This is a genomic window from Aminobacter aganoensis (genome assembly GCF_014206975.1).
Taxonomy (GTDB): domain Bacteria; phylum Pseudomonadota; class Alphaproteobacteria; order Rhizobiales; family Rhizobiaceae; genus Aminobacter; species Aminobacter aganoensis.
Genome location: NZ_JACHOU010000030.1, coordinates 1 through 19,087 on the forward strand (window position 1 = coordinate 1; position 19,087 = coordinate 19,087).

General features: G+C 60.3%; 13 protein-coding genes and 2 pseudogenes. 6 read left to right on the plus strand and 9 right to left on the minus strand.

The window, feature by feature from the left end:
- The 5 genes from sdhC to nirK form a co-directional block, all read left to right on the plus strand.
- A partial coding sequence (gene sdhC, locus GGR00_RS27145) for a succinate dehydrogenase, cytochrome b556 subunit (protein WP_246441704.1) occupies window positions 1-499 on the plus strand: 499 nt, incomplete at its 5' end.
- Window positions 500-886, plus strand: coding sequence for a succinate dehydrogenase, hydrophobic membrane anchor protein (sdhD, locus tag GGR00_RS27150; RefSeq protein ID WP_077547587.1), 387 nt, complete (start codon window positions 500-502; stop codon window positions 884-886).
- A gap of 87 nt (window positions 887-973) precedes the next feature.
- Entirely contained in the window at window positions 974-1,417 is a 444-nt protein-coding gene (locus GGR00_RS27155; RefSeq protein WP_077547586.1) for a CBS domain-containing protein, read from the plus strand.
- Between the two features lie 202 nt (window positions 1,418-1,619).
- On the plus strand, window positions 1,620-2,360 hold the full coding sequence (locus GGR00_RS27160; RefSeq protein ID WP_318290404.1) for a pseudoazurin: 741 nt from the start codon (window positions 1,620-1,622) through the stop codon (window positions 2,358-2,360).
- 95 nt (window positions 2,361-2,455) lie between these two features.
- Window positions 2,456-3,661, plus strand: a complete 1,206-nt coding sequence (gene nirK, locus GGR00_RS27165) for a copper-containing nitrite reductase (RefSeq protein ID WP_077547585.1) — start codon at window positions 2,456-2,458, stop codon at window positions 3,659-3,661.
- A gap of 73 nt (window positions 3,662-3,734) precedes the next feature.
- Here the strand turns inward: nirK and cls are convergent, their stop codons facing one another.
- The 9 genes and pseudogenes from cls to GGR00_RS27210 form a co-directional block, all read right to left on the minus strand.
- Window positions 3,735-5,159 (minus strand): cardiolipin synthase, encoded by a 1,425-nt coding sequence (gene cls, locus GGR00_RS27170; RefSeq protein WP_184702553.1) that lies wholly within the window; start codon window positions 5,157-5,159, stop codon window positions 3,735-3,737.
- A gap of 345 nt (window positions 5,160-5,504) precedes the next feature.
- Window positions 5,505-6,170, minus strand: coding sequence for an AI-2E family transporter (locus GGR00_RS27175; protein WP_343065660.1), 666 nt, complete (start codon window positions 6,168-6,170; stop codon window positions 5,505-5,507).
- A 221-nt stretch (window positions 6,171-6,391) separates the two neighbouring features.
- Entirely contained in the window at window positions 6,392-7,162 is a 771-nt protein-coding gene (gene istB / locus GGR00_RS27180; RefSeq protein WP_173194433.1) for an IS21-like element helper ATPase IstB, read from the minus strand.
- Window positions 7,159-8,328, minus strand: a pseudogene (gene istA, locus GGR00_RS27185) (IS21 family transposase); the annotation flags it as partial. The gene istB and the pseudogene istA, both read right to left, overlap by 4 nt.
- 484 nt (window positions 8,329-8,812) lie before the next feature.
- A complete protein-coding gene (locus GGR00_RS27190) occupies window positions 8,813-9,961 on the minus strand; it encodes a UvrD-helicase domain-containing protein (protein ID WP_184702557.1) in 1,149 nt (382 codons plus the stop codon).
- The gene (locus GGR00_RS27195) at window positions 9,958-11,592 is read right to left on the minus strand and encodes an ATP-dependent nuclease (RefSeq protein ID WP_184702559.1); all 1,635 of its coding nucleotides are present in this window, start codon (window positions 11,590-11,592) and stop codon (window positions 9,958-9,960) included. The genes GGR00_RS27190 and GGR00_RS27195 overlap by 4 nt, the downstream gene beginning before the upstream one ends.
- A gap of 42 nt (window positions 11,593-11,634) precedes the next feature.
- Window positions 11,635-15,114, minus strand: coding sequence for an ATP-binding protein (locus tag GGR00_RS27200; RefSeq protein ID WP_184702561.1), 3,480 nt, complete (start codon window positions 15,112-15,114; stop codon window positions 11,635-11,637).
- Window positions 15,114-16,385 carry a metallophosphoesterase family protein gene (locus GGR00_RS27205; protein WP_184702563.1) on the minus strand — a complete coding sequence of 424 codons (1,272 nt, stop codon included), beginning with the start codon at window positions 16,383-16,385 and terminating at the stop codon, window positions 15,114-15,116. The genes GGR00_RS27200 and GGR00_RS27205 overlap by 1 nt, the downstream gene beginning before the upstream one ends.
- A 333-nt stretch (window positions 16,386-16,718) precedes the next feature.
- Window positions 16,719-17,915, minus strand: a pseudogene (locus GGR00_RS27210) (integrase catalytic domain-containing protein); the annotation flags it as partial.
- A gap of 117 nt (window positions 17,916-18,032) precedes the next feature.
- Between GGR00_RS27210 and GGR00_RS27215 the strand changes: the two are divergent.
- Complete coding sequence (locus GGR00_RS27215; protein WP_184702565.1) at window positions 18,033-19,076, plus strand: RHE_PE00001 family protein; 1,044 nt, start codon at window positions 18,033-18,035, stop codon at window positions 19,074-19,076.
- The last annotated feature ends 11 nt before the right edge of the window (window positions 19,077-19,087 follow it).

Here is a 19,087-nt window from a genome sequence, read left to right on the forward strand (position 1 = left end):
GCGGCTTGCCCATAGCGGTTCTCCTTCGAACCACAATGAATCATCCCCAAACCAAAATGGGAATCCTGAATCACGTCAAACGCAACACGCTCTAGGAATGTCGTCGCCAGGAGCACGAGGGCGTCCGCTTTCGCCCAACATCCAGATATACCGACCGCAGCTGACCTCGGTCCTGTCCATCGCTAACAGGATTACAGGCGTCATCCTGAGCGCGTTCGCGGTACTCATGGTCGTATGGCTGATTGCCGCGGCCTCAGGACCCCAACCGTTTTCAACGGTGCAGCGATCGATCGGGTCATTGTTCGGGCAGATCCTGATGCTTGGATTTACATTCTCGTTCTTCATGCATCTCTGCGGAGGCATCCGGCACCTCATCTGGGACACCGGCCACGGATTCGAACTCCGCTCCATCTATGCCTCGGGATGGGCGGTAGTCGTCGCCAGCATCCTGCTCACTGCGCTGACCTGGGGTGTCAGCATTTGGATGGGAGTAGGGTAGATGCGCAAAGTTCCGACGCCCACGCCGCTAAACCACGCGCTCGCGCTTGGATCGTCCAGAAAGGGCGCGGGGGAGTGGTGGGCTGAGCGACTATCGGCGATCGCGCTGATACCTCTGACGATCTGGTTTGCGGCCTCTGTGATCGCGCTCACAGGCAGCGACCATGCCGCTTTTGTCGCTTGGCTAAAGACGCCCTTCGCAACGATCTGCATGATACTCCTGTTGATCGCGCTCTTCCATCATACGGCTCTTGGCCTCCAGGTCATCATCGAAGACTATGTGCATTCCGGCGCGAAGTTCGCGGCGATCATCGCAACGCGGCTGGGCTGCTTCGCGTTGGCGGTAGCTGGCATCGTCGCCACGTTGCGCATCCCATTCGCCGGCTGAACCTACTCGTACGATTTGGCAGGACGTGTCTGCGCATCAGCGAACCGAGTGCCATCTGGTGGCGAATGCCTGAGAGAGGACGGATCCATGCTCGTTGAGAAAATCACACCTGTGGCCCGGGAGAGGCTTTTAACGGTGAGGCAGGACGCCCCGCTCATCGAGGCTGCGAGACTTCTTCGCGATGGCAGATCCGATCTGGTAGTCGTATGCGGCGCCGATGGGCTGCTGACGGGTGTGGTGACGAAATCAGATGTCGTTGCTCAGATCAGCCAATGCCTCGGAGCCAGTTGCACCACAGGAATTTCGTCCGTCATGACCCGGGATGTGACCTCCTGCCGGCAAAACGACTGGCTGCACGATATTTGGGCCGTGATGAAGGAACGGCAGTTGAAGAATGTTCCCATAACAGATGATGCTTCCCGTCCGATCGGCATCCTCAACGCTCGCGATGCGCTGCAGGCACTGATGCAGGAAGTGGAGCAAGAGGAAGTGCTCCTGCGGGAGTACGTCATGTGTGTCGGATATCGATGAACTGGACCCTACCACCATGTCCCTATCAAAGGCTACGCTCCACTAACCGGGTTAGCAAGCTGTTGGTCGTAAGCGGCACGCGGGACCTCAATTCGTTGTGCTAGGCTCGGGTTGCCCGCTGGTCGATCTCGTATCGTCGTGCGTCTGCCTTCGGAAATTGCACAATGCGCATATATCTGCCGCTCGGCACCACACACTCGCCATGTTGCCTGCCAATCTGCAGATGCGACAGCACATCATCTTGTCAGCCTTGACAGCGGAAGTTAAGCCCTATGTTCTTGGGCGTGTGCAGCGTCGCAGCCGCAACGCTGTTTGGCTCGGATCCCTATGCAAGACGCTCGTCATTGCGGAAGGGGCGCGTTCGAACAAAGGGTTGAAAATGTCTGGAAAGAAAAGTTTTGGCGGCTCTGGAGTGTCCTCTCGGTTGATATCACGTCGCAGTCTGCTCGCTGGGAGCGCGGGTCTGACGGTAGCGGCGGCGATCGGCGGCGGCCGTCGGGCGAGCGCCCAGGAGAGTGACTCGGGTCAATCCTCGGGAGGCGCCCAGACACATGAGGTGCAGATGGTCAATAAGGACCCTGAAGGGCGTCCCATGCAATTCGTCCCGGCATACCTGAAGATTGCACCAGGCGATTCCGTGAAGTTTGTGGCGACCGACAAAGGCCACAACTCGGAGCCGATCCTCGGAATGATTCCAGAAGGCGCCGAAACGTGGAAGGGGAAGATCAATGAGGAGATCACAGTGACCTTCGATGTAGAGGGCATCTACGGCTACAAGTGCTTGCCGCATTTCGCCCTCGGCATGGTCGGCATCATCCAGGTCGGTGATAGCACCGAAAACCTTGATTCCGCGGAGACGGCCAAACTGCCCGGCAAAGCCAAGTCGCGCATGGCTGAACTAATCGCCCAGGTTGGAAATGGCGCCACCGCGCCCGCCAATTAGATACAAGCGACTTTCCACCTTCGAGAGACCAGACGTGGTTTCACCCAGTCTCACCGGGTGGTCAGTGGAAGGCGCAACAAGGACCGAGGACGACAATGAACAGATCCGAACGAGATGCCTCTTGGGAACTGCCCGACGGTGACGCGGTGGCTCCTCCGGCGACGCGGGAAGTCAGGTCGGAGGAGGGAATAGAGGGTGTCCCGGCAATTTCCCGGCGGTCGCTTCTTGCCGGATCGGTAGGCCTGACACTTGGTTCTCTCGCTGTTTCGCAGGAAGCTTCGGCGCAGAACGCTGGTGGCACGGTCCGTGTAGCCGAGCATGGAGCTCGCCACGCGAACCGCGTTGGTAGCCTCAGCCAGCGGCTATATTCGTTGCCCAGTGTTGTTGCCGACGATGTGGCCCATGATCCCTCTGTGGTCCCGCCTTCGATAGCACGCCAAGAAGCCGAGATCGTCCGCGTCGATTTGGAAACCGTTGAAAAGGAAGCGCGGCTCGACGAACGCGCCAGCTTCCGCTTCTGGACTTTCAACGGCACGGTGCCCGGCCCGCTCGTGCGGGTGCGGGTTGGAGATACGGTTGAAGTCTTTCTCAAGAACCGGGAAGACAGCTGGCTGATGCACAATGTCGATTTCCACGCAGCCACGGGACCTGGTGGGGGAGCGGAACTGACCAGTTGCGCGCCCGGAGAAGCAAAGGCCTTCCGCTTCAAGGCTCTGAACCCGGGACTTTACGTCTATCACTGCGCCGTTCCGCCCGTGGCCATGCACGTCGCAAACGGCATGTATGGGATGATTCTGGTCGAACCCGAAGGTGGCCTCCCGCCGGTTGATCGGGAATTCTATGTCATGCAGGGAGAGATCTACACCACTGAGCCTTTCGGGTCAGAGGGGCTGCTCAACGAGGATTACGACAAACTGCTCAACGAGCGGCCGGAATATTTCGTGCTCAACGGTCATGTGAGTGCGTTGACGGACCACTACCCGATGAAAGCGAATGTCGGCGAAACAGTCCGGATCTTCTTCGGCAACGGCGGTCCCAATCACGTATCATCATTCCACGTGATCGGCGAGATTTTCGACAGGGTCTATCTCAATGGAAGCGTGACGAAGCCGCCGCAGACGGATGTCCAGACGGTCGTTGTTCCTGCCGGTGGCTCCGCCATTGTGGAGCTCAAGCTCGAGGTACCCGGAAGATACGTTCTCGTAGACCACTCGCTGTCGAGGGTTGAGCGCGGTCTCGCAGGCTGGCTCGACGTCGAAGGCGAGGAGGCGCCGGACATTTTCGAACCGATTGCATCGTAATAACGCCGTGCGACAGAGTGGCGACTCCTCCTTGGCCGCCTGAACGAAGGTGGCCTTGTCTTGTTCGATGCTCTCAAAGTAGAGGGCTGGCCAAGCGGGCCAGGTTCTCAGCCACCTTGCTTGCGATCGGGCGCTTTTCCCACTCTCTCAGACTCAGCGCGTTGCTCGAGGCGAAATATCGACTTTGCTGGTGCCTGAGCCGCTCCACAACCCTCTCGTCAAAAGCGACGAGGCTTACCTCCGCGTTGAGAACAAACGAACGAATATCGATATTGCTGGAGCCAAGTATCGCGATTTCATCGTCGAACGTGATGTGTTTGGCGTGGAGGAAGGCTTCCTGATATAGATGCACCTTAATACCTGCGGAGAGGAGTTCAGAATAAAATGATCTTTGTGCAAGGTTTACCAGCATCTGGTCCGTCACGTTTGAAACGACCAATCGGACCTCAACTCCTCGCAACGTTGCTGTTTTGAGTGCCTGCAGAAGAGGCTCATCCGGCACGAAATAGGGGGTCGTGATGATCACACGCTCGCGTGCGCCGTGCACGAGCGAAACGATAAGATGTCCAATGCCAGCATCCGGATAATCCGGGCCGCTGGGAAGCACCTGCGCCACAACGCCACCTCCGGGCGGGTTGTGGGGAAACAAGACAGGGTTGGCTATCTCCTCGTCTGTCTCCATAAACCAGTCGGCGATAAATACAGTTTGGATTTCGGTCGCGACCGGGCCGACGACGCGGGCGACGAGCTCTTCGTTAACGACGCCCTCGCGAAAATCGGCATTGATGATGTTTTGGGAACCTAGGTAACCGACGCGACTATCGATCACAGCGATCTTACGATGGTTACGAAGGTCGGCGCGGGCCGACCTTCGACGGAAGAGCCCGACGCGCAGCGCGAGCCGAACCTCCACACCGGCGGGAATGAGCAATCTAGAGACGCGGCGAGCCCACCGCCGCGACCCGATGGCGTCAATGAGAACCCGGCACTTCACTCGGCGTTTTGAGGCGCGCTGAAGTGCGCCGATGACACGCAAACCAGTCTCGTCGTCGGCAAAAATATAAAAAAGGAGGTGAACCGTCGCTTGAGCCGCATCGATATCCGCAATCATGCGGTCGATGACCTCATCATATCCGGAGAGAAGCTCGAAGTCGTTGCCGGCGACGGTCGGGAACTGCCCGAGCTTTTCCACCAACAGAGCGGGGCCCGAAAGATTGTCCGGCAGGTCGGGGCGGCGACAGTAACGGGAATGGGAAATCTCCCTGGACGCAGCTGCAAGAACGGCCGGCAGTCTGAGAAACCGCTCGCGACGCCAGCGAGGGTAAGTTGGTCTTCCTATGAGGAGATAGATGAGGAGCGCCGGGATCGGCAACAAAAACACGAGGATAAGCCAACTTCGCGCCGCCTCGGGAGAGCGCCGCATTGGCACGATCGCAACCATCGCCAATCGGATTGACCATTCAACCATCACGTACCCGACCGCCCAGGCTTCGCTCATAAGGGGTATCACGCGTCTGTCCTACACCGCTTTCGGCTGGTCGTTCCAGCCTTGCCCTTCTGCCCTTCTCCCATGGCGCCGATCCGGATGGAGTACCGGGGCTGGCGAAGCTCAGTTGGGCTTACGTATCGCCGTATGGCGGGCGAAGCGGCGAGACTAAGATTGGTTTTTTTCGACTGCAGTTCTGTACCCTGCGCCACTCTTGGTGGAGAGGCGGCATTAAACCATTCCAGAAACCAAAGCACTCAATCCGGCTTCCGCCGATCCTCGGGCTGCGTGTGCTGCTTCTCATATGATCCGCGCGTTACCTTCAGCGGGTCGCTCGCGAGAAAGGTTTGCTCCAGCTCAAGAGTCAGTTCCTCGTCGGCTTCGCGCTTCAAGCGCTCGGCTTCTCTCGGGCTTTCCTTCGTCTGTCTTGCCATGTCCATCCGTTGGCATCTGTCGTTCCGCTCGAAATCTACCCTGCAGGATCTCTATCAGCGCCAGCGTAACAGCAATCGTAGCGGGACCAAGAACCAGTCCGGAAGCCCCGAACAGGATGATCCCGCCGACCGCGCCGATGAACATCACTAAGGTATGCAGCTTCAGTCGCCTCCCCACCAGAACCGGGTAGAGCAGATTGTCGATGGTCGCTATGATCACGCCGCCCCAAATGACCAGGATGAGCGCCCGGGTCCATTCGCCTTGGAACGCGAGAAAGAGAGCGGCCGGCACCCAGATGACAAAGGCGCCGAGTACCGGCACGATCGCCAACAGGCCCATGATGAGTCCCCAAAAGACCGGTGTCGGCAAGCCAAGCCACCAGAAAATCAGGCCTCCGAGCGTCCCCTGAACAGTCGCTACTGCCATCGTCCCGATGATCGTGGCGTGAACGGTGTCCGCTAAGCGTCGTACCACGAGCCCCGTTTCGCTCGGCTGCAATGGCGAAAGCTTCGCCATCACGCGCAACGCCCTTTCACGGTCGCGCAGGAAGTAGAAGAGAATGTAGAAGGTGAGGACGAGGCCGATCACCTGACTGACCGAGCCGCGAATGTGGCTTGGCACTTAATTGTAAGAATGCGCCGGTTTGGTTCAGACTGGGCATTAATTGTGAGAATCGTAGCGATGTGTCAACGGCGGAGCAAAAACCGGCCATTGGGCGGCGCAAAACCAGGCCACTGGCGCTGCTGCGAGCGGGGAACGTCGGGAGGGCGTAGCCCGACCAGAGTTTTCCGCTCGCAGCAGCGGCGATCTTATTGGTGAGGGTTGGGGGTTTTTCGTGCCCGGCTTTGCGCGAGGCGATAGCTGTCGCCGTTCATCTCGAGGATGCTGACGTGGTGGGTCAGCCGGTCGAGGAGTGCGCCTGTGAGGCGCTCGGAACCGAAGGTTTGGGTCCATTCGTCGAAGGGCAGATTGCTGGTGATCAGGGTGGAGCCACGCTCGTAACGCTGCGAGATCAGCTCGAACAACAGCTCGGCGCCGGTTTTGGAGAGCGGCACGAAGCCCAGCTCGTCGATGATGAGCAGCTTGTAGCCCGCCATCTGCTTCTGGAAGCGCAGAAGACGGCGTTCGTCGCGCGCCTCCATCATCTCGCTGACGAGCGCGGCCGCTGTGGTGAAGCCGACGGACAATCCCTTCTGGCAGGCCGCCAGGCCGAGGCCGATCGCGACGTGGGTCTTGCCCGTGCCGCTGGGGCCGAGCGCGATGACGTTCTCGCGGCGCTCGATCCATTCGCACCGCGCCAGTTCCAGCACCAGCATCTTGTTGAGCTTCGGGATGGCGGCGAAGTCGAAGCTGTCGAGGCTTTTTGCGGCGGGGAACTTTGCCGCCTTGATGCGGCGTTCGACCATCCGCCGTTCCCGATCGATCAGTTCCAGCTCGACCAGCCGGGCAAGGTAGCGGACATGATCCACGCCCTCGACCGCACATTGCCGGGCAAGTTTGTGGTGCTCACGCAGGAAGGTCGGCAGCTTCAAGGTCTTGAGGTGGTGGGCGAGCAGGAGTTCTGGAGCATCGCTGCTCATGCCGGTTCCTCCTTACGGTCCAGCAGGCGCATATAGGCCTTGGCCGACGTCTTCTCGACAGTGGCTCTGGGCAGATAGGGATAGATGTCGAGGTCCAGCTTTGGTGGCCTGCGTTCGGCCCGGCACAGGACGAGGTGCTTCACGGCGTCGAAGCTGATGGCGCCCAGATGCAGCGCCTGCTTCACGGCTGCGTGCAGATCGGCCAGATCGAAGCTTTCCATCAGGCGCAGCACCTGCACATAGGCGCGCCGGCCCTGCTTGCCCATCCGTGCTTCCATGAGGCGGCGCAGTGTCGTGAACGCCTCCGGCAATTCCCAGCCCTGTAGCGGTGCCGCCTGGTCGAGCGCGTTGATCTTCTGCTCGATCAGCGGCAGGTAATGCAGTGGATCGAAGACAACCTCCTCGCGCTCATAGCTGCGCGGATGACGGGCAATGATCCCCCCGCCGCAGCCAATCACCACCTCGCCGACATAGCCACGGATCCAGACGTCCTGGTGGCCGTAGGCGACCGGGACGGAGTAGTCGTTGGTCCTGTAGCGCACCAGCGCCTGCGAAGTGACCCGACCGCTGGCATGGTCGCAAGCATCGAAGGGTGATGCCGGCAGTGGGCGCATCGCCACCAGATCGCGCAGCAAGCGTTCGCCGATCGTCTCGCTCTCGCCGCGCAGCCGGTCACCCTGGCGCTTGCGGCACTGCTCCTCGAGCCACAGATTGAACTCGTCCCACGATGCAAAGTGCGGAATCGGCACCATGAAGTTGCGGCGCACATAGCCGACCAGACCTTCGACGCTGCCCTTGTCATTGCCCTTGCCGGGGCGGCCGTAACGATCCCGGATCAGATAGTGGGACAGGAAGCCGCTGAACAGCGTTGCCCGCTTGCGCGTGCCGTCGGGCAGGATCTTCGCCACCAGGCAGCGGTCGTTGTCGTAGACAATCGACTGCGGCACGGCGCCGAAGAAGGCGAACGCATGGATATGGCCGTCCACCCACGCTTCGGCCACCGCCGCAGGATAGGCGCGCACATAGCAGGCATCGCTGTGCGGCAGATCGAGCACGAAGAAGTGCGCCTTCTGCTCAACGCCGCCGATGACAACGACAGCCTCCCCGAAGTCGGCCTGTGCGTGCCCCGCCGGGTGCGCCAGCGGCACGAACATCTCCTGGCCGCGCAGATTGTCGAAGCAGCGCGGCAGCGCTTTCCGAACCTTCTGCTTCCGAATGCGCTATACGAAGACGCACGCCTTGCGCGTGAGCCGTTCGATGCGATCATCCGCGATCGCTTCTATGCGCTGCTTGGATATCTTGATGCCTACATGCGCGGACGCGATGAGAGCGGCAACGAGGGCGGGGAGGCTCGGGAAATCCTGCGAGCCCATTTTCACGGCGAACGTGCGTTGTTCTCACCGGAGTCATCAACCAATCGGCGCGACTTTCAAAGCGAGATGACTTTCCCTGATCCCGAGGGCGGCGCTGACATCTTCGCGCATTTCCACGGTAAGATTAGCCACCGCTTCTTTCGCCTGCATTTTGATTGGCCGGTGCCGAGTACGGCGACCCGGCTCAAAGTTCTCTACATAGGCCCGAAGCTCACCAAATCCTGATGGCTGAAACGCTACCGCTGATTGGCAACGCGTACCTGACCACAGGCCGACGTCACGAGGCCCTCTCGTAGAGCGAGAACCCCGTGGGGAGGGGTGAGGTCCCCCAATCCATCGCGATGGCCACACTGTGGCGACCGCGCGTCAGAGCGACATAGAACTTCGCCCGACTCTGGGGCTTTAGGTTCGTCGCGTGATCGGAAAGCCAGAGTCGCATCGGCTCGGTGGGCAGGATCACCACATGGTCGAAGCCTCGGCCCTTCGACTCCCCAAAGTTCATGGCGGGCCACCGCTGATCTACGCCGAGGCTGGTGATCTTGTCACGCAGTTGCATCGGCCGGACCGTCGCCAGGTAGTGGGCGTAGTCGGCCGTCCGGAGGATGAAGGCGCCATTCCACGCCGCCGATCCGGTCCTACACCGGACGCAGTCACAGGCCTGGCTGGCGGGCAGGACCGGAAACAGTCGCGACGACACCGTGCAGATGACTGCGCTGTTGCGGTGCGACCGGTTCAAGGTCGTCTCGTCGATGTCGACCGGCACCTTCTTAGGAAGCTCATTGCGCAGGAAGTCGACGATGCCACCATCGGCGTACTTCTGGTAGCGCCGTTCATGGTGCGTCAGGTAGGTCACCTGCCGCGGGTCGCCGACCATGAGCAGGCGAACGGAACTGCGGGCGAGCGCCGCCAGGATGTCGAGATCATAGCCGGCCAGATCCTGTACCTCGTCTACTAAGACGTGCGGGAAGATGCGGCTGATCCGGTCCATTACGGCACCGCCGCTCTTTTCGTTGCAGCGGATGGCGAGCTTGGGAAGCTTGTCGGAATAGACCCGACGGACTGGGTCGAAATAGTGCTTGTCGATTTCATTCTCGGCCCAGAAGACCGGCTGACCCTGGCGGGTCTTAAACTTCAGGCCCGACTGGGCCGAGACCAGCACCATTCCGGAGACCGGGAACTCGAATAGGCTACCCTGAAACGGCTTGACGCCATGGGTGATCAGGAAGCTGAACCATGTCATGATCACCACGTTCGCCGGCACATGGCCGACCAATTCGAAGAATTTCTGGCGGATCTCGGCTTCGTTCGACTCCGTGTAGGTCGTGATCAGGACCCGCTCGCCCTTGATCTTCACCGCCTCCTCGACGAGGTAAGTGGTCTTGCCCGAGCCGGCTGCGGCGATGACGATCTTGTTCTCGCCGATCACGGCGCGATGGCCTTTTGGATATAGTCAGGATAGGTGACCGCAGTCTTCGAATTGAAGATGGCCAGGGCGCTCTCGGTCTTGTTGGCCCGCATGTGGATGCGAAGCTCATCATCCGTCGTTGCCGATGTCCCGAGGATGGCATTCAGGGTCGCGCGATCGTTTGCCTTAAGGAGCTTCGGCTCCAGCGTATTGTAGTTGTAGGGCTTGTCCTTGACCATCAGGGGTCCAGTGTCCACGACGGGATCAAAGCAGATCCTTACGGTGCTTGAGTCCTTGAAGGCAGCATATTTCTTCTCGACGACGGTGGTGTCGCCGTCATTGTCAGTAACTACGGCAACCGGGATCTTGAGGGCGTCAGCCAGTTCGAGGAAGCGCAGGAAGGCCGTGCCGACAGAGATGACGTCGATGCCGTCCTGGATGGGTAGGCGGCCCTCATTGGCATCCATATAGGCGCGCTGCACGACCAGCTCGTCGGAATCGCCCTCAACAAGTATTGCCTTGGCGGCGAGCGCCAAGCGCAGGGTGTCGTAACCCGCGAGTTTCTTGAAGAAGTCGCTGGCTTCCAGTTCCGAGATACGCGCTACCTCACCGCTACGCAGCACGATCAGGTGATCGAGGCCAAGCTTATTGGCTACGAAGCTGCTGTGCGTGGAAATGATGATCTGCTTTTGCCCGTGCTTCTCGGTAAGGTCGGCGATCAGTTCGTTCAGGCGCGTGTGCGACAAGTGGTTCTCCGGCTCCTCCAGCAGAACCGCCGTCGCCTCGGCGTTCTTCTTGGCGCTGAGAGCCAGCTTGGTCTTGATCACGCACTGTTCGCCCTTGCCAATATATTGGAAGGGGATGAGGTCGATATAGGTCATAAGGCTGTTTTCCCAGGCGGTCTGGGACGACAGATCGACCGAGATGCTGACCGCTTTCTGGCTGATCTTGGCAGCCTGGGTGATCCGCTCGTTGATTAGCTTGAGGTTTGGGTTTGCCACGAAAGCCTCCTTCAGCTTTCGGTGGGCTTGGGAAATGGACGCGCGCTCCTTCTCCTCTAGGACGTCGCGGATGATCCGGGAGACGTAGACGTCTGACCCGTTCTGCAGTCGGGTGCTTGAGGAATCGATCAGCGCGGATTTGATCGGGATATTGCGAGCGGTGACGCCCTTGCGCGCGAACGAACGCATGGTTGTGGTGTAGTACTCGACCGGGATGGAGGTGAGTTCGCCGGCTTTCACCAGCTCCTCATACGGTCCTTTATAATTCTCCTCGTCGAATTCGATCTTGTAGACCACGCCGCTGCGCTTGGCCCTCTCCGAGTTGCCATCGCCCTCTAGCTCCGCCAGTTCGTTTGAGGACCCCGAAAAGAATAGCTCGATCGTGATCGCTGGCGGCGGGAGCGGTGATGCTGTGCCGAGGCTGTGTACGTACTTGTTCTGAGCGACCAAATTGAAGAGATAGCTCGTCAGGTCATTCTTCAACGGGCGGCCGTGCAGCAGTCCCGTCAGCGCTAGGTGAATCGCCTCCAGGATCGTGGTCTTCCCGGACTCGTTGGCGCCAACGATCACGTTGAGGCCATCGTTCAACGCGAGTGTAAAAGTCCCCTCGTAACATTTGAAATTGGTGATCTTGACCTTCTCGATCTTCATACCTTTGCCCCAAGAAGTCGCCCGAAGCTTAAAAAATATCGACTATCCGATCTCGTGAATTTTCACCGTCGGCACAACCTGTGCGGCAATCTCGCACAGGTGCCGATGGTGTGTGAGGTAGACCGCCTGTCCGACCTGAGCCATCTGCCCGAATAGCCGGAACACCTCCTCCGAGCGGGGCTCGTCGAATGTTTCCATGATGTCGTCGGCAATAAAGGGAACCGAAGGACGCGCCGTCGCGAACTCTTCGTAGCCGGCTAGGCGCAACGCCAGATAGAGCTGGAACTGCGTGCCCTTGGACATCTCGACCGCAAGCTTGGAGCCGCCATGCCGCGATAGGCCGATCAGCGCTTCGCGGTCCTTGTCGGGTCGCGTGGCAAGACCGGTGTACTCATCGCGTGTGATTAGCCGGAACGCTTCGGACGCCCGGTTCATCATTGCGCTGCGGTGCTTGTCGCGATAGGCGCGAATGCCGTGCTCGGCGACCAGGCTTCCGCTCCTGAGGCGAAGATAGTGCAGCGCCAGATCTTCGATTTCCAGAAGCAAGGTGCGCCGTTTCGCCTCGAGGCGGGCAGCAGCATCATCGCCGCCGATGGCGGTCAGACGATCTGTTGCACGTGCCTTGTCGGCGAACAGGTTCTTTGATCGGCCGTCGAGATCTTCAAGCCGCGTGATGAGCTCTGCCTGCTCCCGCTGCAGCTCCGCCAAGTCGACGTCTGCTAGGCTGGCCATGGCAGCCTCCAGCGATGGCATCTGCATCTCACCGACGATCTGCCGTGTGAGCTTGCTTTGCTGCTCGACCAGTTCATCCCTTTTGCGGCAGCGTTCGAGAGCTTGTCGAACATCCGCAAGCGCTTCGACCTGGAAGAATTCGGTCAGTTCCCTTTTGCGCGCAGCATGGACCGCGATCTCAACGTCCAGCCGCTCGCGTTCGGTCGCGAGGTCGACAAGAGTCTGATCCCGTTCCAGCCGTTTCGCCTTGACCTGTTTGGCTTCCTGGTTCTGCCTGAGCAGGCTCTTGGCGGCGTCAACGGGATTGCTGCCGTCGAACGTATCGCCGAGTGCGTCATGCAGCTGGGTGACCAACGCGATGAAGGACTTTCGATCCGTCTCCATGGCGTCTATGCGATGACGCAGATCATCCTTCTCGCGCAAAGCTTCGGGGAGGCCGGCCATTGCGTCGAGAAGTTCCCGGACAGCGCTAACACTGCCTTCCCCGTTGAACCAGGTTCCTGCGAGGGCGCTCTCCCATTTCTTCTGCCACTCTTCTGATGCAGTGATGGCTTCGTTGAGCTCCGCTTTCCGTCGAAGCTCGGCCGCGTCCAATTCACCGACGCGTTTTTGGGCGTCCTGCCGTTTGGCCTGCATTGCATTATGGTCCGCGAGGATGGTGTCGGCAGCCTGCATCAGAGCTGCTACATCCAGACCATCGTCATCGATCCCGGCGCTGATCAGGATCGCGGCGAGCGTACCCTGCTCCTTTGCGAGCACAGTCCTGGCATCTTCAGCGTCACTCAAAGCATGGCGCAGATCATCCCACGCGGTCAGCGCCAAAGTGCGGATTTCAGCCCATCGGCCGATTCTTGTCAGCCATGACGCAACGGACGCATCGTCATCCAGATCGATTTCCGCTGGTGTTTCGGATCTGATCTCGCGTCGCAATGTCTGCAACTCGTCATCGATATCCCTCAGTAACTGGCGTTGCCGGTCTACGCTTACCCTGTTTACCGCCAACGCGGCAGTCAGGGAGCGCAACTGCTCGAGTTCCCTGGCGCTGTTCAGACGTGCGGCCGCGGCCGCATCGGTCGCCCGCATGCGGGCCTCGAAACGATCGGCCGTTTCCCGGTCGAGCACCGACAGATGCTGCGCCCAAGCGTCGTCCCGGTCCAGAAGGGCAGCCTTCACCTCCTCATCATCCATGATGTCGATCGCGTCGCGGAGTGCAGTCAGCTGTGCGGCGTCTTCCTCCTGATTCGTCAAGAGCTCTCGTTCCCGCTCGACGATCTGCGAGCGACGCTTCTCCAATTCGCTATGAGTGGACTTCCAGGATTCGAGACGCTTGGTTCCGGGCGGAGATATACGCCGGAGAGCATCACCGTCACCGGCCCATGGGTGCAGTTCAGCCGCGGCATCATCGAGGGCTCGGCGTTTGGCGGGGACAGCCTGCTCGGCAAGGCGAGTTTCGGCAACAAGATTGCCGTCGCGCAAGCGGCGCAGAACTGACTGAAGCTGTGCCACCTTGCCAGCATCGAGGGCGGCACCCTGGCCATCGAGAGCCTGGCGGTCGCGCTGTTCCTTCTCAACAGCCTGCCGGGCCGTCTCATGCTCCTTTTCGGCAGATTGCCGTGCGACGTCGACGCCGGACTTCGCGCTGATCAGATCTCGCAGCGTTCCGATCGTCGCCGCCGGTATCAGCAGTGATTTCGGATCCTCGACATCTGTCTGACCGATTGCTGCCAGGATAAGATCGACCTTGCGGTTCGATTCAGACAACGCCTGCTTTCGCTTCGGCAGATCTTCCTGCGCGGTCGCATAGCGTGCGGCTGCGTCCGACAGCTGATCGAGCTGATCCGCCATCTCAAGCAGACTGTTTTCGACCACGAGCCCTTCCAGCTCCTCCCGGACCTTCTGCTCGCGCTGCGTGATGCCGGTCAGCTCGGTTTGAAGCCGCGTTTCTTCGACAATCAGATCAGTAAGTGCTGACGCCCACTCGGCAGGCGGATGCGGCAGGTCCGCGTATTGGGAAAGCTGCTCTTCTCCCCGACGGTATTCGGCCGCCAGGGGGTGAGCACGCAGGACGCGAGCAATCTCGTCGTGGCGGGCCTTTGCCGTACCGATCTCCTTCATGGCGGCGTCATAGGCCGCTTCAGCCTGCTCGAGCGCTGTCATCAGCGTCCTGTAAGCCGAGGCCTGGACGTCGATGTCATCGCGCTGCGATTTGAGTTCCGCGATCTGGCGTTTCAGGCCGGCGATCTTCGTCGAGCTGGCGCGCTTACGGAAAATGTCATCGGCTTCAGTGATTGCGGCCTCAAGTATGGAACTGATGCCGGCGATGCCCGCACTCGCCGAGAACAGCAACTCCCCAAGATCGCCCTTGCTTTCCAGAATGGCGTTGCCGCCATCTTCCAGCGTCTGATCGTCGAGCGAGAACATCATGCGATAGGCGTCACGCGTTAGCCCGGCGAGCGGGGCGCTCAGAATCGCCTCGTTCACCGGCTGCCCATGCGCGTCTAGTAGCGAGTTGCTGCGCTGCTTGACGCGCTTGAATTCATGCGCCTGCCCATCGAACTCGAGACAGGCGCCGATCTCCATCGCCTTGCCTTGGTGTAGGAAGCCGTAGCGCGTGCGCTCTTCTATGCCGAAGAGAAGATCGAGATAGCCAGAAAGGGCGGTCGATTTGCCTGCTTCGTTCAAGCCGTAGATGACGTGCAGGTCCGGCGTGCCGGCAAGGTGTTCTCCGAAGTCGACCGAGTAGTCAGTGAACTTGCCGTAGCGGGTGAGATCGAGCCGGCGCAGGCGCATCAGCTGATCTCCGACGCTGCCGGCTTCAGCCGGGCCAGCATGTCCTCGCTGCCTTCCGTCAGCAGGTGGTCGATCAGGGCTTCGAACGCGGCTTCGTCATCGCCGCTGAAGCCGCGCGCCTCCGGGGGCAAATCATCGCGCAGTTCCTTAACCAGATCACGCACGGCCTCACGAACACCATGCTGGTGAATGATGTCGCTGCGCATCAGCTCGCCGAGTTCCAGGACCGGGTCAGCGGTCGCACCGTCGGTGGGAGTGTTGACCGGCGCTGTGGTGGCGATTTCGATTTTCTCGATCCACGTCTTGCCGAGCCCCTCGGCTCGCTGTTCGGTTTCCGCCAAGAGTAGATCACGGTCACGTCTAAGCTGCCACGACAGAGACGTCGTACCCGTCAGCCGAAGGCGGCCGACGAGATGGGGCGAGCGCATCCGGTCGCGGACGACACCAAGGCCTTGTTCGATGAGTTCGGCCGCATCTCGCCAGGTTGTCGCGGATGAAAGGTCGACAGGAATCCGTTCGAACTGCGCAATGCTCGTCGCACGTTCTTCTACGGTGAGGCTGCGATCGTCATTGACCGTGACGAGCGTGACGGTCTTCTCGCCGGTTTCGTTGATGTCGCGGCCCTGCGGCATGCCCGGCATGATCACCATGCGGTCGCCGGCATGCTGCGCGCGGACGTGGACATGGCCCAGAGCCCAGTAATCGAAGCCCCAGCCATGAAGGTCTGACGCCTTGCAAGGCGCATAGAGATCGTGGCCGGGCGCGCCGGCGAGACTCGTATGCATAATGCCGATATTGATCGCGTCCGGGGTAGGGCGGTGATATTTCTCGAGGAGGCTTTCCGGTGCTTGCGGCTTGGCAAAGCTCAGGCCATGGATGGAAAGGTCGAGGTCGCCTCTGGCGAGGTTAATAGCGTCGGCGCGCCCGCCAAACCTCGTGACCGAAGGGGGGAGGATCAACTCCTGAGTGATCCTCGACATGGCATCGTGATTGCCGCGAATGATGAACGTTGCGATGCTTGCTTCATGAAGCCGTTGCATCTGGCTTGCCAGAAAGCGGGCGGTTTTCATCGACGTCTGATCGCCATCGTACAGATCGCCAGCGATAATCAGTGCATCGACCTGTTCGTCGATGCAGAGGTCCACGATGGCGATAAGGGCTTGGCGCGTTGCGTCGCCAATCAGCTCAGCGAGATCACCATTGCGCATCGCCAGCGAGCGCAGTGGGGAATCCAAGTGAAGGTCGGCCGTGTGAACAAATCGAAATGCCATACAATGATGCTTGTCCGATTTCGGGCAGATATTGAACAAAAGACTATCGTATTGTCATCGACAGCGCACAGAATACTCGTCCACTATGCGCCGCGTCGCTGCATGCGCCTCTCTGGTGGCGCTCGGCGCGATCGTCAGTATTCGGCTGGTTGCCGCCCTCTATGGCGGCTGCCGGATTGCATGATCCGAAAATAGGCGGTGAAGAGCGCGGATCGGTCAGCGGCAGGCGGCAAGCGCTTCCGCCGCGGCGAACCTTGGTGCGTCTCTAGGAAATCCGCAAAGCGCGCGATCATCGCCTCATGGCCACCCGCGGCCACGATCATCCAGCGCCGGTATGCGTCGCTCCGTTCCGGGCATGAATGCCAGTAGGACCCGCATGGGATCATCGTCGAAGCGTACAAGTTCATGTGTCTGCCGATCCCATTCTGATGCCGGCACCCTCAGGGTCCTGGCGTTTTGCTGCAGGTTGTGGTCGATCACCGCGAGCGCGACGCATTGCTCGAGATCGGCGAAGCTGAGACCCGCCCGGCGCTCCGCGGGATATTGGTCGCGGTCCGCCACGGATCGGCCCGTCGAGCCAGGCTGCGTTGCAAGAACGCCGTTGAGCTTTCCGAGCAGCCTTTCGACCACGCCACCCTGATGCACGCGGCCGCGATCCCGGTAGCGGATACGAATGCCGTAGTCCTCGCACCCGCGCTGAAAGGCATTCCCTTTGAACTCCTTGGCGGAGTCGGTGACCAGCAATCGCGGTCGACCGAACATCGGCCATCCATGCTCGATGCCGTGCGCAACTAGCCATTCGTCCTTCGGGCACAGTGCCTGCGCCAGGCACAAGGCGACCGACAGCGCCGACGGCTTTTCGAGCGTGAGGCAGAATCCCAGTATGCAGCGCGTCGCCACGTCGGTGACGATCGTCAGGTAGGCCCGGCCGACGAACGTTCCGCCGCCTTCGACGACCTCTACGAAATTGATGTCGGTCGGCGTGTGATCGATCTGGCAGACATCCAGCGGGTGCGCCGCATGGATGTATCCGGGCCTGGCCCTGAGCCGATGGAGATGTTTCAGGTTCGCGGATCGCTTCTTCGCGATTTCCTCGGGGCCAAACAGTGCGGGTATTCTGCGGGCGACTGTCAGATAGGACGGGGGAGACAGGCCGGCCTCCTCGCAGCGGGCGCGGATCTCGGCCACGACCGGAGCGAGGGGTGGAGCCTCCAACACGAGCCACTGCTCTCGCAGTGTCGTCGCGATGATCTCCTCGATCTCCGGCTGGAGCCGCTTCTTTCGGGTCCTGTCTCCGCCGGGCAAGAGCGATGTTACGGTCCGATCGACGCGGTAGCGTGCCAGCAGATTATAGACCTGCCTGGTCGAAAGGCACAGCTCGGCGGCTGCCCGAACGATCGCAGCCCGTCGGGAACCCGAACCTTCCAGAATCTTGTCGAGCTCCCGCGCAGCGCGCCGCGCCGTCGACCATGCTTCATCGGAATGTGACGCGGCAGGCGCCAGTTTCAAGCTGTGCAATCGGTTCGGCAAAATGAGCGGTCAGTGAAATCGTTAGCGAAAAATCATGCCCTTAGTAGCGCCCAAACCTAAACAGCACATGACTCATTCGCGATTGAAATCGGGAAGTGAAAGCGACAAGAAGACCAATTGGCCCGGCTGGACGAGGCCGTGCGGCGCAGTCCGGTTGGTGAGGGCTTCACCGAGCGCGGTCATTTCTTCGATTCCGCGGCCAGCATGTGGGTGGCCGGCGAGCTTGTCCATGTCGAGGATCTGGTTCTCCACGATGCTCATATGGATATTCGAGCCCCGACCCATGAGCTGACCATTGCCCATTCGATCCTGCGGAGCCGGCGCCGCATTGCAGCGGCCGAGCCGGACTGGGCGCTGAGTGATCGGGGCTTTGCCGGTTTGACGGGATCTTGGCAGACCGAGCAGCCCGTGGAAGTTCCCGCAGTCCTCGATAGGGCAGGGAAGGCAGGACGTTCCGAGGAACTGGATCCTCTTGCGGCTGAGTTCGCGCATATCGATGCCGTCCTGGAGCGCTCCGAACGGCTGATTGGCAGCATGTTGAAGGGCGATGCTGACGCTGTTCCCGAGCGCCGCGGATTGGTTGTGGGTGACCTCATGATCCGCGATCCGGATTGGGACGAGGCAGATCGGCTATCACAATGGCGATCGATTCAGCTCAAGGTCCAAGGGATGCCGCCAGTGCTGTCGGCCGCGTTGCTGTTTGACGCCTGGGAGGTGCTGGAGCCGATTCAGCGACAGCATTGGCTCGGTGGAGGACTGATCAGCGCCTACCTTCGATACAGGGGCAAGGTCACCTCGCACCTGCCGACCTTCAGTGTCGGATTGAAGGCAATCGCGAGGGAGCGGCGCCGGGCAAAGGACCGGTCAATCCGGCTCTTGGCATTCCTCGATGCGATGTCGGCTTCATCGGATGCTGGTATGCGTGAGCTCAGTCGGCTTCAGCAAGCGCGTGGGCAGATGGAGCGCAAACTGAATGGGCGACGAACATCCAGCAGTCTTCCAACTGTGGTTGATCTCGTTCTGTCCCGGCCCGTAGTCTCCGCCGGGATGGTTGCTAAGGCGGCGCGTGTGACACAGCGAGGAGCGCTCAACCTGATCGCGGAGGTCGGCGTGCGTGAAATGACCGGAAGGGGACGGTACAGAGCATGGGGTGTCATCTGACCTGTGACCCT

Excerpts from the sequence above, each read along its gene's own strand:
- istB (WP_173194433.1), bottom strand. The coding sequence starts at position 7,162 with ATGAGCAGCGATGCTCCAGAACTCCTGCTCGCCCACCACCTCAAGACC.
- GGR00_RS27160 (WP_318290404.1), top strand. The coding sequence starts at position 1,620 with ATGTTGCCTGCCAATCTGCAGATGCGACAGCACATCATCTTGTCAGCC.
- GGR00_RS27200 (WP_184702561.1), bottom strand. The coding sequence starts at position 15,114 with ATGCGCCTGCGCCGGCTCGATCTCACCCGCTACGGCAAGTTCACTGAC.
- sdhD (WP_077547587.1), top strand. The coding sequence starts at position 500 with ATGCGCAAAGTTCCGACGCCCACGCCGCTAAACCACGCGCTCGCGCTT.
- nirK (WP_077547585.1), top strand. The coding sequence starts at position 2,456 with ATGAACAGATCCGAACGAGATGCCTCTTGGGAACTGCCCGACGGTGAC.
- GGR00_RS27205 (WP_184702563.1), bottom strand. The coding sequence starts at position 16,385 with ATGGCATTTCGATTTGTTCACACGGCCGACCTTCACTTGGATTCCCCA.
- GGR00_RS27195 (WP_184702559.1), bottom strand. The coding sequence starts at position 11,592 with ATGAAGATCGAGAAGGTCAAGATCACCAATTTCAAATGTTACGAGGGG.
- GGR00_RS27155 (WP_077547586.1), top strand. The coding sequence starts at position 974 with ATGCTCGTTGAGAAAATCACACCTGTGGCCCGGGAGAGGCTTTTAACG.
- cls (WP_184702553.1), bottom strand. The coding sequence starts at position 5,159 with ATGAGCGAAGCCTGGGCGGTCGGGTACGTGATGGTTGAATGGTCAATC.